Here is a 13965-nt window from a genome sequence, read left to right on the forward strand (position 1 = left end):
TGATGTCACTGTGATGCCAAGAACGCCCCCTAGGGGCGTATAGGCTCTGAGCACCTCTGATCTGTGATGTCAGAAGATTCGTCAATAAAATAAGTAGGAGTGTGATGAGAATCGCCAAAAAATCCCCTGCTTTCAAAGGGGGGTCGAGGGATTCAAAATCCCCCGCCTTCACGGGCGTGAGAGTTCGAGTCTCTCCTTGGGCACCACCTTAATTTGAAAACCAACCGCCGAACAATTCGGAGCCAACACCACCAGCGCTCAGCACTCCAGTACGCTGGTTACTGTTGTTTCGGTGCCACCTGCTACGCCCCCCCACACTACCACTCCTCAACCGTGTTTCGTCACAAACTCGTCGCTTGCGAGCTGGCGTGCCAGTGCATGTTTTTCAAAGGCGCCCGGTGGCGCGGAAACGTCGGCCGGGCCGGTGACTGCGTTTCTTGTACAAGCCGCAGTATGGAGTATTCATCGCCTTCCATTTTCAAGGACTGTCTTGGTAATGGCGGATCTTAGCTTGTTATTTCTGGCAACTTGATCCGCTGTATTTTTCCGGAAGGACCTTTGGGCAGATCATCAAGTAAAAAAACCGTATCGGGAGATTTGAATGCACCGACTTTGGCGACGCATATCCGGATAAGCTGCTCCGGGGTCACACTGGACCCATCCCGCAACCGGACGGCGGCTTCCACTCGTTCACCGTAGGTTTGACAAGGGCGCGCAAAGGCAGCTGCTTCAACGACGTCCGGGTGCGAATACAGGGCCTCGTCTATTTCTCGCGGGGCGATGTTCTCGCCGCCCTTGATGATCAGTTCTTTCAATCGCCCGGTCACAAAGAAGTAGCCGTCATTGTCGATATGGCCGAGATCACCGGTGCGCAACCACCGGTCAGGGGTGAACGTTTCGCGGGTGGCATTCGGGTTTTTCAGATATTCCCGCATCACATTGGGACCACGCACAGCGATTTCGCCTTGGGTGTTGGGTGGCAAAGCTATCAATTCGGGCGACAGGATGCAGGCTTCGTTGCCATAGGCCTTGCCGGGCGATCCGATCTTGCGCACTCCCGGTGGCAGTGGGTTCGACAGGATTTGTGCCGCGGTTTCGGTGAGCCCCATTGTCTCGACGATGGGCACGTCAAACCGGTTTTCAAAGGCGGTCTGGACTTCGGGTGCCAATGGCGAGGAGGCAGATCGGCCGAACCTAATTCGCGCCCGCGTTGCGGCGGTCGGTGCCGCATCGGAATGCAGCAGATGTGAAATGATCGTGGGCACCACCGAAAACCACGTCGCCTCCGCCTCTTCACATTGGTCCCAGAAACGGCCGACCGAGAATTTCCGGGCGACGGCAAGCGTGCCCCCGGTAATCAGCGTGCTCATCACCGACACACATAATGCGTTGATGTGGTAGATCGGCAGAACGCAGAGCCCGCAATCCTGTTCGGTCAGTGCGTGGGCGAGGGCAGGGGTCCAGCCGCCGGCCAGCAGGCTGGCGTGACTGTGCACGACCCCTTTGGGCCGTCCGGTCGTACCTGACGTATACATAAGCAATGCATCGTCATCCGGTGACAATGGATGCAGATCTGCAGCGGCCGTTTCGCAGAACAGAGAAAATCGGGTCAGCCTGTCGTGGCGCACCCGGTCAAAGAGCTCATCCTGTTCCGGCCCGACCAGAGCTATTCGCGCTTCGCAGTGTTTCAGGGCATAGGTAATGGCATCGTCACCGGCGACAAGATTGACCACCGTCGCGCGAAAGCCGCCATAGAGCGTTCCGAACAGGCATTCGATCACGTCGCGCCCGTTGGGCAGCAGAATCGCGACGCTTTCGCCTTTCTTTACCCCATGTGCTGTCAGGTTCTGCGCCCATTTCCGGGCGCTGTCGCGCAGCTGTGACCAGCTCAGCGGTTCGTCTCCATCGAAGAACCTGTAAGCTATGCGGTTGCCGGTCTGTTCGGCTCGTCGGTCGACCCAGTCGCGCAAGGTGCCCTGAGGCGGCGTATGCGGGTCGACCGTCATTTGCCTGCTTCTGCCCAGTAGTCGGCGAAAACATCCTCGACAGCCGGTTCGTTCGGAGCGATTTCACGGATGACCTTGGTGGTCTGGATGAAATGTTTCCAGTGCAGATTTTCGTCGATCGCATTGCCGCCCCAGCTGCCACACCCCATCGACAGCGAAAACGGCATGCCGTTGGTGAAGGCACCTCCAGTGGCAAAAGTATGGGCCTGGTTCACGATGACCCGGCAAGACGGCATCGTCTCTCCCAGGGCGACCGCTCGCGCATCTTTGGCGGTGTGAATGCCAATCGAGTGACCGGCCCCTTGATAGGTCAGGATGCGCTCGGCGATGGCCCGGGCATCGTCATAATCCCTGGCGCGATAGAGAGCCGCCACGCGGCTGAGCTTTTCACCAGACAACGGATATTCGGGGCCGATGCCTTTGGTTTCGACCAGAAGAAACTTGGTGTTATCCGGAACGCGCCCGGCCAAGCCCAGCGCTTCGATCATCTTGTCGGCATCCTGCGCGATGACCGAGCGATTCAGATGGCCGTCGGGCCAAAGCCTGGCAACGATCCCGGCCTCGTTGTCGACCAGTGCACCGCCCTCTGCGGCGAGCGCTGCAATGAACTCGTCAAAGACGGCCTCCACCACGATGATCGAATTCTCAGAAGAACATGAGGTTGCGTTGTCGAATGTCTTGGAGGCAGTGATCTTCTGAGCCGCCGCTTTCAGATCAGCGCTTTCGTCCACGATCACGGTTACATTGCCCGCGCCAACGGCCACGGCCGGGGTGCCGCAGGTTTGTGCACGCTGGACGTTGTTCTGGCTGCCGGTGCAGATCACCCTGTCGGACAGTTCCATCATTGCCTGTGTCTTGGCCTTGGATCCGGGCGCCGGGATCATCTGAACCAGATCATGGTCCAGCCCGATCTTGTCGAATTCGGTGTGAATGAATGTGATCAGCAATTCGCAACTGGCAACTCCCTTGGGTGACGGCGCGATCACGACCGAGTTCCCGCATTTCAGAGCATTAATGATGTTGTTGGCCGGAGTTGCCGCAGGGTTGGTTGACGGAACGACGGCGCCGACAACACCCACCGGTCGGGCAATTTCGGTAATCCCCATGGCCGGATCGTCGCTGAGAACTCCTTGGGTCCGAACCCCCTTAATGTCACGCATCAGGCCCAGCGTTTTGCGATGGTTCTTGGTGATCTTGTCCGGCACATTACCAAGCCCGGTTGTCTTTACCGCCAGTTCGGCCAGGGCCCGGTTGCGCGATGGTTCCATGATGGCCCACGCCGCCGCCTGGGCCGCGCGGTCATAACGCTCTTGCGTGGCGCCGCTTTCATAGGCCTTCTGTGCAATCCGAGAGCGGGCCATGATTGCTTCGACGTGAGCCAATTCATCATGTTTATTCATCACGAAACGTCCTTTGAGAATGGTTGAGGCGCACGCCGCCTCAACCAATTGCTTTGAGAGGGCTCAGAGACCAGCCAGCAGTTCCTTGAGAGTTTCCTCTCGTGCGGCCCACATTGCCTTGACTTCGTCTCGGGTCATGATGTGCATCGGGGAGCCCCCCGCCTTCATCTTCTTGCCAACGCGGCCGTTCTTGAACATCTCGGGCACCGTAGCTGCAAGCTTGTCTATCACCTCCTGCGGCGTCCCTTTCGGCACCATGATTCCGCGGAAGTTCACGCTGGCATTGTCGACGTCATAACCCTGTTCCTTGAGGGTTGGCACGTCGGGCAGGAACTCGTTGCGTTCCAGATCGAACACGCCGAGGATCTTGACGGTTCCGGCTTCCTGGGCACGGAAGGCGTCGCTGAGGTTGTTGACGCCGCCCATGACTTCACCGGCGATAACGGCTTTCATGGCCGCTGCTCCGCCACCCTTGGTCGGGATATACGCCATCTTCACGCCCGCTGCCTTTTCCAGCTGCAACGCGGCGATGTGATGCCCAACGAACAGGCCTGCTCCGGAGAAAGTCAGTTTGCCGGGATTCTCTTTGGCAAAGTTGACGACGTCCTCCATCGAGTTCATCTCGCTGTCCTTGGCGACGACGAACACCGCCGGATCAGCACCCCAGTTGGCAATTGGCTCAAAGCTGTCAGCGGAATACTCGACGCCACCCTTGATTGACTGGGCAATGAAATGCGGAATGTTGTAGGCGCCCAACGTATAGCCATCGGCTTCGGCCTGCGTGGCGAACCAGTTCCAGCCGACACGCCCGCCTGCACCCGGTTTATTGATGATAGCGATGGGCATGCCGAGCGCATCTTCGTTGCCAGCGGTCATGGTCACGATCCGGGCCTGGAAGTCGGTCGCACCCCCGGCGCCATAGCTGACCATCATCATGATCGGCCGCTCGGGATATTCCTCGGCCATGGCCGCGCTACCGGCCAGGGTCATCAGCGCCGCGGCGGCGCCTGCGATCAGTTTCTTCATTTCGGTTCCTCCGTTGGATTGAGTTGCGCCGCAGTTGGTTTGCGGTCGGTTCAGAAGAAGATCTCTCTCGGGGTGTAGACCTTCAGAAGTTGGGCAAAGAGGCCGTACATCACCGCCAGAAAGCCGGCAGTGATGGCCAACCGCTTCAGCCAGGTTTTGAGTTCAAAATGCGAAGCCGAGTCGTAAAAGCTCAGCAATATGAAAAAGGTGATGGTTCCGGCGGTGTAGAACCCCAATGTCTTGGCGGCCCAGAAGATATAGATCAGCGCGATGATCAGACCGGGCGCCAGCCAGACCATTTCCCGGCGGGTCAGACCGTTCCCGACTTTGGTCCAGCCTAGCAGCGCCTTTGCAAAGGTCCAGATCGCCAGAACCACGAACACCGTTGAAATCAGGCGTGGAAACAGAAAAGCCTCGGAAGGTTGCTGGGTATAGCTGATCCAGGTGACCCAAACGCCAATGGCGGCAATGACACCCGATGCAACGATGTGCTGAAGACGAGGAAGGCTCGACACGCTCATTGCAAGATCTCCTCTTTTGAAATGTAGCGGCGGCTGCGCAGTTCCATCCAGATCGAATAGGCGATCGATGACACCACCAGAGCGATCAGCACGATGTTCAGTAATCCGCCCAGGAAATAGGCGGCCATGCCGTCAGTTGCCCCGGCGATCATGCTGCCTTGAATGAAGTTGGCCTCGGCAATCGGGCCCAGGATCAGGCCAAGTACCAGCGGGGCGGCGGTAAATCCGAACCGTTCCAGGAAATACATGCTCACGCCCAGGGCTGCCATCACATAGACATCTCCCATGCTGGACTGAACCGAGTAGCTTCCGAACACTGCGAGCCCCAGAACGACAGCGGCCATCACGCTTTGCGGCACCTGTGCAACCCGCGCCGCAAGCCCGGCGACGTAAAGGCCGAAGATGCACATCAAAATCTGTCCGATCAGCATTGAATTGATGAAGGTCCAGGCAACATCAGGGTGGTTGTCGAACAAATCCGAGCCGGGAAAGATGCCGTGAATAAGCAGTCCGCCCAGCAGAACTGCGGCGGTGGGTGATCCGGGGATCGACAGGGTCAGAAGCGGCACAAGGCTCGGCCCGACCATCGCGTTGTTGGCACTTTCCGCTGCGATCACGCCTTCGCTGTGGCCTTTGCCGAACTTCTCGCGTTCTGGGCTGAACTTCTTTGTTTGATCATAGGCTACCAGCCCAGCGATCTGCCCCCCAACGCCCGGGATCAATCCGATGATCGAACCGGTCAGTGTTCCAATGGTCAAAGCTCTTGGTTGACGTGCAACTTCGCGAGCCGCGTCCTTGACCGAGTGGCTTTCGACTTTGAGAACCTCGGCGTCGGCCTTCTGCCGTCCCTTGGCAAACATCGTCAGAACCTGCGGGATAGCGAACAGCCCGATCAGAGCAGCGATAATGTTGATCCCACCACCAAGCGCCGGGTGAAAGATGAACCTCTGCGCTCCCATGATGTCGTCAAAGCCAATAGTCGCTAGCCAGAGGCCGATGCACCCCGACAAGAGGCCTTTGACCACCGAAGCGCTGTCCAGCGAACCGATTACCGTGACCCCGAGAATGGCCAGCCAGAACAAATGGCTTGGCCCAAAGGCCAGTGCCCATTTCGCCAGAAGGGGAGTGAGAAAGATCAGCAGCAGAACCCCAAAAACGCCACCCACAGCTGACGAAAGGAAGCTGAGTTGTAACGCCCGGGCACCTTTGCCCTGTTCGGCCATGGTGTGGCCATCCAGCGTTGTGGCAATATTGGCCGGGGCTCCGGGGATTTTTAGCAGGATCGCACTTACCGCACCGCCTGCCACTGTCGATGTATAAGCCGCGCCCAACAGGATCAGCCCCTGAACCGGCTGTAGGTGGAAAGTAAACGGGATCAGCAACGCGACGGCCATAGTCGGTGACAGGCCCGGCGTCGCTCCAAGGATCAGTCCGCCAATCGTGCCCAGAAGCAACAGGCCGAAAGACACCGGGGTAAACACATCTCCAAAGTAGTAAATGAACTCCACGTTTTGTTCCTGTCCACGGTTTCGCGTTGACACGTCAGGTTAAGAAATGAAAATAGTTTTGCAAACGTTTTCATTACTGCCGGTAAGAAGAGCGATACTTGGTTAAGAAACAGAAGGATAAGCCGGATATCGTCGCCGTCGCGAAGGCCGCGGGCGTGTCGATTTCAACCGTGTCGCGCAGCTTCAATCACCCGGAATTGCTCAAGGCGACGACTCGCAAGAAGATCGACCGGGCGGTGCAGGAGCTCGGCTATATTCGCAACCGCGCGGCCCAGGTCATGCATGGCAAGCGCAGCGGTACCATCGGGCTCGTCGTTCCCACAATCGACAACGCGATATTCGCCGAACTGATCCAGTCTTTCTCCGATACTCTGGACCAGCGAGGCTTCACCATGCTCATTGCGTCCCATGGCTTCGATCTGGAACGGGAATATCTGATGCTGCGCAAGTTCCTGGAACATCGGGTTGACGGGCTTGCTGTGATCGGACTCGAGCATTCAGAGGCCGCGTATCAGTTGTTTGAACAGCAAGGCATTCCGGTGGTCGCAATTTGGAACTACAGCCACCGCGCTCGCCTGCCTTGTGTCGGGGTTGAAAACGCCGAGGCGGGGCGTCTTGCCGCGCGACACATACTGGATCTGGGGCATCGCGATATCGGGTTGATATTCCCGGATCCTACCGGAAACGACAGGGCACATGACCGGTTGAACGGTGCCCTTTGGGAGTTTGCCAAAGAGAACATCGAGATCCCCCAAGACTGGCGACTGGAAGCGCCCTACAGCATCGCCGAGGCCAAGCGCGCCTGCCTGTCGTTGCTGGAGAAACCCGCTACGCCATCGGCCATCTTGTGCGGCAATGACATTATTGCGCAGGGGGTTCTTTATGCGGCAAAGCAATTTGGCGCCCGCATTCCGGAAGATCTGTCCATCATGGGCATCGGCGATTTCAAAGGTTCGGGCGAGATCGAGCCGTCACTGTCCACCATTCGCATTCCGGCAAAACGCATTGGTATGCTGGCTGCGGAAAATATTGCCGATCGCGTGGCGGGAACGTCCACAAGTCACTCGGCCACGAAATGTGATGTGCGTTTGTTGGCTAGGAACTCGACAACTGTTCCTAAACGAGAGCGCACCTAGATCAACGAAATCGGCGGCAATTCTTGTCGATTTCACAGAAACTGGCGCAGCAAACCTTGGAACGTCTCGAAGAGCTGGCGGCGGGAGCGCTCCGCTCCTTCAATTTGCGTTTGCAATACGTATCTGAATGCCCCGTCAAGAAGCGCATAACTGATTTCAATCTGCTGTGGTTCGCCGTGACCGGCCTTTTCGAATGCCGAACGCACGATGCCAATAAGCAGGGCTTCGATTTCCGCGACGATTGGACGGAATGTTTCGTCAAACACGGCTTGAGTTCGGATGTCATACCACATCCTATGCGCCATGTCGTCGTCTACAATTGAGGAAACCAGCGCTTCGGCGAACGCGTCGATAACCTGTTCCCGTCCGGAAGCCATCTCCAGAGCTTCGACGAATTTCCGTACGAACTCCTGTTTGTAGATTTCGACGCAGAAGATGATCAGTTCGGCACGGTCTTCAAAGTAATAATGCAGCATTCCCAGCGACAGGTCGCTATGTGCTGCGATGTCACGTAAACTGGTGTTTGCGTATCCCAACTCCTTTAGCGCCGAGATTGCACTTTCCGCTATTTGGCGTTTCTTAGCATCGCGTTTTGCAGACTTTCTGTCTGCACGGGCTTTGAGTTTGGGGAGCATCTCGTTCATGGTAACTTTGTCGCCGACCAGTAGGCCGGATGCAATATGCATCCAGCGTGCACCCGGTCTTAACCAAGCAGTGCGTTTAGGAAGATGCGAGGCAGTTTGAACCAGCTGGGTTTGTACTGAAAGCGGGTCAGAAGTTCTCCGATCTTGTGCTGCTTCTTGTTTGTGATGAAGAACGGCGGGCGCGGCAGAAGTGTGAATTGGCCTGATAGAATTCCACGCGGAAATGGTCGCCAAGGGGCCTGAACCACGACCTTCTCGGTGTTCTCAAGCATGAAAGAATTGTGCACGGTTCCGATGCCGGAGCCGATATCTTCCAAGGTGTGACCCGGATAGGCACCCCAAGGGCACGCGGTGATCAGGAAACCCAAGCCGCACCAGCCGTTTACGCCAATCGTTCCGTATCGAAAGTCGGAGAGGATCTCATCTAACCGTTTCTTGCCGATCTTGCGGATGGTACTGGGGTGGATCAGGATGTTTGCGCCCAGAGTTCCCCAAAGTTCGGTGTTGGCATAATCAATGGCTGCGACCAAATAGGTTTCGGCATCCGAACCTTCCAATTCCTTGATGCCAAGGGCAGGGCCAAATACTTCGCAGTTGCGATTGTAGCTGTCTTCGGAAATCTCGCCGATCACCACAGGTGGTGAATTCTTCCCGCGTTCAATTTTTTCGATATTGCCGCCATGCTCGGCATAGCTGTTCAGACGCCCTTCGGCGCCTGGATACCACGTTGGACGGGTTGAGGTGCTGATCACTTTTTTCAGCTGGTTTAGGAGTTCCGGCCCCTTGGCCCAGCCCTTCGGCATCACCAAAGCCTGGGTTGCGATGCAGTTATGTCCGGCATTGTGCATCTTCATTGTTGCAATGTTCTCCGCCTGAAAGCGGATATCGGCTGCGGTCCACGGACCCGGCACGACGATGGTGGGGCTTACAGACCCCAACTCAGACGTAAAGCGTTTGGTGTTCTTTGGTGCGCCGGCCTTTTTGTTGGTTTCCGCTTCTTCGCCGACGCCCCAGACAATGGCGTCATGGGTGGCGTCTGAGCCGGTGATGTGCAGCTCTTCCACGATCGGATGTTCGCAAAGATAGGCGCCACCTTTGGCGTCGCCTTTGACGATCCGGAGATACCCACCATCAATGAACGGTTTCATCGCGATCTTGTAGAAATCAGTCAGATAATCATTGATCGGGTTCATTTTCAGGATCACAACCTGATCTTCGAGGATCAGTTTTTGCAGTACATCCAACGGTGTGATGGCGGCCACGTTACCCGCACCAAGGACAAGAGCAACTTTTCCAACGCGATCCTCAACCGGAACATCATAGGCAGTCGCGGCATGCTTTTTGAGGTTGGCCAAATTGACGCTCTTCTGCATCCACACTTCCGCGTTGACACCCGACAAAAGCAGACGATCCCAGATCGAGTGTGGCAGAACCTTGATACCCAGCTGGCCCGTTGTCAGTTCCCGCTTAGGCAGATGATCGAGGAAGGCCTTTCCTTCCATTTCACTCAGAGTTGCGACCAACGTATTGACACCGGCCATTGTGGCATAGGGCCCGGCAATCCATTCTTCACCTGAGACGGCGGTTCCGGGAACCAGTCCTTTTTTGCGCGCTGAAATCTCTGCCCACCCTTCGGCCACTTTCATGATGCCGTCTTTCATGCCCGCAAGCAGAGTGATCCGGTCCGCAGGGGATAACTTTACCCAAGCATCCTTGGCTGTGTTTAGGTCGGCAAGGGCAGCGTCGTATTCTTCAAAAAGAGCGTCTTGGCTTTCGAAGTTCAATTGTGCGCCATCCATTTCATGCGCCCCTTTCGATCAATGTGTTGCCAAACTGTTCGCGCAACTTGTTCTTGAGCATCTTTCCAGTCCCGTTCAACGGAATGGCATCGGTGAAAACCACTGCATCCGGGATCTGCCATTTGGCGACCTTGTCCGCAAACAGTGCGATGATCTCTTCCTCGGTCGGATCGGCCCCATCTGCCTTGACCGCAACGATCATCGGACGTTCATCCCATTTCGGGTGTCTGGCACCGATTGCAGCGGCCATTGCGATGCCGGGATGGGCCACTGCTATCCCTTCCAGATCGACGGACGAGATCCATTCGCCTCCGGATTTGATGATGTCTTTGGTGCGATCCCGGATCACCATGTAACCATCGGCATCAATTGTGGAGACATCGCCGGTATCGAACCAGCCATCCTCTGTCGTTGCGGCTTCGTCCTTGCCGAAATAGGTGTCAACAACCCAGTGACCGCGCACCTGAAGCGCCCCTTCGGCAATTCCGTCATGTGGTAGCTCGGCGCCGTGTTCGTCGACAATCCGCAGATCTATCCCAAAGGGTGGGCGACCCTGACCCAGGCGCAAGGCCGCCTTTGCATCGGGTTCCAGATCCGCATGCTTGCCCTTGGGCATGTTGGCAGTGCCCAGAGGGCTGGTTTCGGTCATGCCCCAAGCGTGGATGGTGTCGCAGTTGTACTGTTCGCGGAACGTAGCGATCATGGGCGGTGCTGCGGCGGACCCGCCGATGACGTTGCGGCGTAGCGTTTCCATTTTGGAGCCGGATTTCTCTGCCGCGTCCAACAGCATCATCCAGATTGTCGGCACGCCAAGGGCCAATGTGACCTTCTGCGAGTCAATGAGGTCCAGCAAACTGTCACCGTCCAAGCCGGGACCAGGCATCACCAGTTTCGCTCCGGTCATGGCCGCGCAATAGGGAATGCCCCACGCGTTGGCATGGAACATCGGAACCACAGGCAGGATGATTTCGCTGGAGGACAAGGACATCGCATCCGGCATGGAAATGGCAAATGTGTGCAACATCGTCGAGCGGTTGGAATAGAGCACCCCTTTGGGGTTTCCGGTTGTACCTGACGTGTAGCAGAGCGAGCACGGCGCATCTTCGGACAGCTCTGGCCATTGATAACCTTCGTCGCCGCCCAAGATGAGATCATCAAAGAAGACGGCGCCAGGCACGGCCGCCGCGACTTCCTCATCATGGGGTCCCATGTAAATGAAATGTTCTACGGTTTTCAAATGCTCTCGCGTTCCAACGATCAGCGGCATGAATGTCTTGTCAAAGAAGATCGCCTTGTTGCCCGCATCATTGATGATGAAGATAAGCTGTTCGGGGAACAGCCGCGGGTTCAAGGTGTGGCAAACAAGCCCGCTGCCGGACAAGGCAAACCAGGTTTTCAGGTGCCGATGGTTGTTCCAGGCAATTGTGGCAACACGGTCGCCTTGATCCAGGCCCAACTTGCCAAGGGCAGACGCCAGGCTTCGCGAAACCGAGGCGGTCTCGCCCCAGTTGGTCACATGCAATTCGCCGGTTGTTTCTCTGGAAACAATTTCGGTGTCGGCGTGGTACTTTCCGGCGTGTTCAATCAACGAGCTGATCAACAGCTCTTGTTTCATCATCGATCCCAGCATTGGGGTTCTTCCTGTTCCTTAACGGCCTATGCAGCGTATTCAGCCTTGATCATGTCGGCGCATTTTTCGCCGATCATGATGGTTGGTGCGTTTGTATTGCCGGAAACCAGCAATGGCATGATCGACGCATCAGCGACGCGCAGCCCCTCCAGCCCGTGCACCTTCAATTCAGGACTGACGACGGCCATGTCGTCAGTGCCCATCTTGCAGGTGCCCACGGGATGGTAAACGGTGTCAGATCGGTTGCGAATGACCTCTTCCCATTCAACATCGGTCATGTTGTCATGCACGCCGAACAGTTCCTTATGCTTGTATTTTTCCAAGGCCGGCGCTTCGAGCGTCTCGCGCGTAAGCTTGGCCCCTTTGATCATGATGTCCAAATCGCGGTCATCTGAAAGGAACTTGGGATCAATGCCCGGCGGCGCCATCGGATCTGCGCTTTGCAAGAAGACCTCGCCACGCGAATAGGGGCGGAGGTTGCAAACGTGACAGGAGTATCCGTGACCCATGTGCAACTTTCGGGCGTGGTCATCCACAATGGAAATCACGAAATGAGTTTGCAGGTCAGGGCGCTCAATCGCAGGGTCGCTTTTGAAGAAGCTGCCGCATTCCGTGATGGTCGAAGCCACCATCGAGTTGCCGTGTTTGCGCCATTTGAAAATTTCGCCGATCAGTTTGAATGTGGCCCTTACTCCGATCCCAAGGTTGTCCCTATCCTTGGTCTTGTATCCCATCACGAAATCAAGGTGATCCTGAAGGTTTTTCCCAACTCCCGGCAGTTCGTGGACCATTTCGATACCGTGTTGCGTGATTTCCTGCGGGCGGCCCACGCCAGACAGCATCAAAATCTGGGGTGACTGGAACGCGCCGCCACAAAGAACGACCTCCTTAGAGGCACGCACTTCCTTGTCCTGTTTGTCCTGCCGATAAGCCACACCCACGGCGCGCTTGCCTTCGAATTTGACCTTGGTTGCATGGGCCTTGGTTATAACCGTCAGATTTTTTCGTGCGTGCATCACCGGATGCAGATAGGCCGCTGCCGCCGAGCAACGCTCACCGTTCTTTTCCGGCGAATGGAACACGGTAGTTTGCCAAAATCCCGCCCCCTCGTTGTCACCATCGTTGAAGTCGGCTTTCGAACGCACCTGCATCTGATTGCTGGCATCAATGAAGGCTTGCGAAATCGGGCGTGGCGCCTTTTGATCGGACACATGCAACGGGCCGCTGTCGCCGTGAGTTTCGTCAGGCCCGCGTACGTTGTTCTCGGCTTTACGGAAATAGGGCAAGACGTCATCCCAACCCCAGCCCTGGTTCCCCAATTCCGCCCAGCTGTCGTAGTCATCCCTTTGACCGCGAACATACAGCATCGCATTGATCGCGCTGGACCCACCCAAGGCCTTGCCGCGCGGCTGATAGCCTTTACGCCCGTTCAGGCCGGGTTGGGGTACCGTGTGAAATGCCCAGTTATTGATCTTTGGCCGCCCCGGTAGCATCGCCACGACAGCCATCGGCGTGCGGACAAATATATCCCTGCCACTTCCACCTGCCTCAAGCACGCAGACAGAAATGCTCGGATCTTCGGTCAACCGTGAAGCTATCGTTGCCCCGGCGGACCCGCCGCCAACAATAACAAAATCGAATTCCATGGAACCTCCCAGTCGCTATGGTCGCCTGCTACTTGAACACAAATACTGGACAAGTGTTCAGTTTTATTTGTGTAACGCTGCGTTCGTTTCTTGGGGAAGAGCCGCCGAGTGGTAGATTTTTCTGTTTTCACAACTGCTTAAGTGGATTTCAGGAACCTCGACGAATGCGCAGAACCTTGTAGATTTTGACCGGAATCAACGGGCAAGTTGGAACAGGGTGCATCTCTGAAATGAGAGAAGCGACCTTGCAGACCCACTCTTGCCCTTTGCTTTTTCAGAGTGTGTTTGGTGTTTCTAAATCGGGCCGCGTGCCAGTTGTTCGGGCGACCGCAATTGTAAAATGGCCAGAAAAGCGCCCAAGCCCCGCTTGCCGATCCGTCGGCGGCGCTCACATAATGCAGGCTCTACTCAGAAACGCTAACGATTGGTTTGGACGTGACCCAGTCAGACTAGGATTTTTTGTTGGTGTCCAAAGACCACTTGCCTGAATTTCCGCTGTGGGCATTCTACCCAAAATCTCGCGACGGCAGAGAGTGTCCGGTATCCGTTGTTTCTGATCGGTGCTGCGGAACCGGTTTCCTGTCCACGCCCCATAGCAGAAAGTTTGACCACGCGAGCCAGCGAATTGATCGACGCTACCGGCTTGCAT

General features: G+C 56.4%; 10 protein-coding genes. 1 reads left to right on the forward strand and 9 read right to left on the reverse strand.

Annotated elements, in window-relative coordinates; genetic code table 11:
• Positions 1-506: 506 nt before the first annotated feature.
• The 5 genes from ACP15U_RS11930 to ACP15U_RS11950 form a co-directional block, all read right to left on the reverse strand.
• Positions 507-2006, reverse strand: coding sequence for an AMP-binding protein (locus ACP15U_RS11930; protein WP_425045369.1), 1500 nt, complete (start codon positions 2004-2006; stop codon positions 507-509).
• Entirely contained in the window at positions 2003-3406 is a 1404-nt protein-coding gene (sauS, locus tag ACP15U_RS11935; protein WP_425045370.1) for an acylating sulfoacetaldehyde dehydrogenase, read from the reverse strand. The genes ACP15U_RS11930 and sauS overlap by 4 nt, the downstream gene beginning before the upstream one ends.
• A gap of 63 nt (positions 3407-3469) precedes the next feature.
• Complete coding sequence (locus ACP15U_RS11940; protein ID WP_425045371.1) at positions 3470-4432, reverse strand: Bug family tripartite tricarboxylate transporter substrate binding protein; 963 nt, start codon at positions 4430-4432, stop codon at positions 3470-3472.
• A 50-nt stretch (positions 4433-4482) separates the two neighbouring features.
• Entirely contained in the window at positions 4483-4953 is a 471-nt protein-coding gene (locus ACP15U_RS11945; RefSeq protein ID WP_425045372.1) for a tripartite tricarboxylate transporter TctB family protein, read from the reverse strand.
• Positions 4950-6461 carry a tripartite tricarboxylate transporter permease gene (locus ACP15U_RS11950; protein ID WP_425045373.1) on the reverse strand — a complete coding sequence of 504 codons (1512 nt, stop codon included), beginning with the start codon at positions 6459-6461 and terminating at the stop codon, positions 4950-4952. The genes ACP15U_RS11945 and ACP15U_RS11950 overlap by 4 nt, the downstream gene beginning before the upstream one ends.
• 98 nt (positions 6462-6559) lie before the next feature.
• On the opposite strand from ACP15U_RS11950, the gene ACP15U_RS11955 reads away from it, so the two are divergent.
• Positions 6560-7597, forward strand: a complete 1038-nt coding sequence (locus ACP15U_RS11955; RefSeq protein WP_425045374.1) for a LacI family DNA-binding transcriptional regulator — start codon at positions 6560-6562, stop codon at positions 7595-7597.
• Positions 7598-7629: 32 nt separating this feature from the next.
• On the opposite strand, the gene ACP15U_RS11960 is transcribed toward ACP15U_RS11955, so the two are convergent.
• From ACP15U_RS11960 to ACP15U_RS11975, 4 genes are read right to left on the reverse strand one after another with little or no spacing between them, the layout of a single operon-like run.
• Positions 7630-8283, reverse strand: a complete 654-nt coding sequence (locus ACP15U_RS11960) for a TetR/AcrR family transcriptional regulator (protein ID WP_425045375.1) — start codon at positions 8281-8283, stop codon at positions 7630-7632.
• 17 nt (positions 8284-8300) lie between these two features.
• Entirely contained in the window at positions 8301-10040 is a 1740-nt protein-coding gene (locus tag ACP15U_RS11965; protein WP_425045376.1) for an aldehyde dehydrogenase family protein, read from the reverse strand.
• Position 10041: 1 nt separating this feature from the next.
• The gene (locus ACP15U_RS11970; RefSeq protein ID WP_425045377.1) at positions 10042-11670 is read right to left on the reverse strand and encodes a long-chain-fatty-acid--CoA ligase; all 1629 of its coding nucleotides are present in this window, start codon (positions 11668-11670) and stop codon (positions 10042-10044) included.
• A gap of 26 nt (positions 11671-11696) precedes the next feature.
• Complete coding sequence (locus ACP15U_RS11975; RefSeq protein WP_425045378.1) at positions 11697-13316, reverse strand: GMC family oxidoreductase; 1620 nt, start codon at positions 13314-13316, stop codon at positions 11697-11699.
• Between the last annotated feature and the right edge of the window lie 649 nt (positions 13317-13965).

It is taken from the genome of Primorskyibacter sp. S87 (genome assembly GCF_049801055.1).
In the GTDB taxonomy this organism is placed as follows: Bacteria; Pseudomonadota; Alphaproteobacteria; order Rhodobacterales; family Rhodobacteraceae; genus JBNAGF01.

Excerpts from the sequence above, each read along its gene's own strand:
- ACP15U_RS11945 (WP_425045372.1), bottom strand. The coding sequence starts at position 4,953 with ATGAGCGTGTCGAGCCTTCCTCGTCTTCAGCACATCGTTGCATCGGGT.
- ACP15U_RS11970 (WP_425045377.1), bottom strand. The coding sequence starts at position 11,670 with ATGCTGGGATCGATGATGAAACAAGAGCTGTTGATCAGCTCGTTGATT.
- ACP15U_RS11960 (WP_425045375.1), bottom strand. The coding sequence starts at position 8,283 with ATGCATATTGCATCCGGCCTACTGGTCGGCGACAAAGTTACCATGAAC.
- ACP15U_RS11975 (WP_425045378.1), bottom strand. The coding sequence starts at position 13,316 with ATGGAATTCGATTTTGTTATTGTTGGCGGCGGGTCCGCCGGGGCAACG.
- ACP15U_RS11940 (WP_425045371.1), bottom strand. The coding sequence starts at position 4,432 with ATGAAGAAACTGATCGCAGGCGCCGCCGCGGCGCTGATGACCCTGGCC.
- ACP15U_RS11930 (WP_425045369.1), bottom strand. The coding sequence starts at position 2,006 with ATGACGGTCGACCCGCATACGCCGCCTCAGGGCACCTTGCGCGACTGG.
- sauS (WP_425045370.1), bottom strand. The coding sequence starts at position 3,406 with ATGAATAAACATGATGAATTGGCTCACGTCGAAGCAATCATGGCCCGC.
- ACP15U_RS11965 (WP_425045376.1), bottom strand. The coding sequence starts at position 10,040 with ATGGATGGCGCACAATTGAACTTCGAAAGCCAAGACGCTCTTTTTGAA.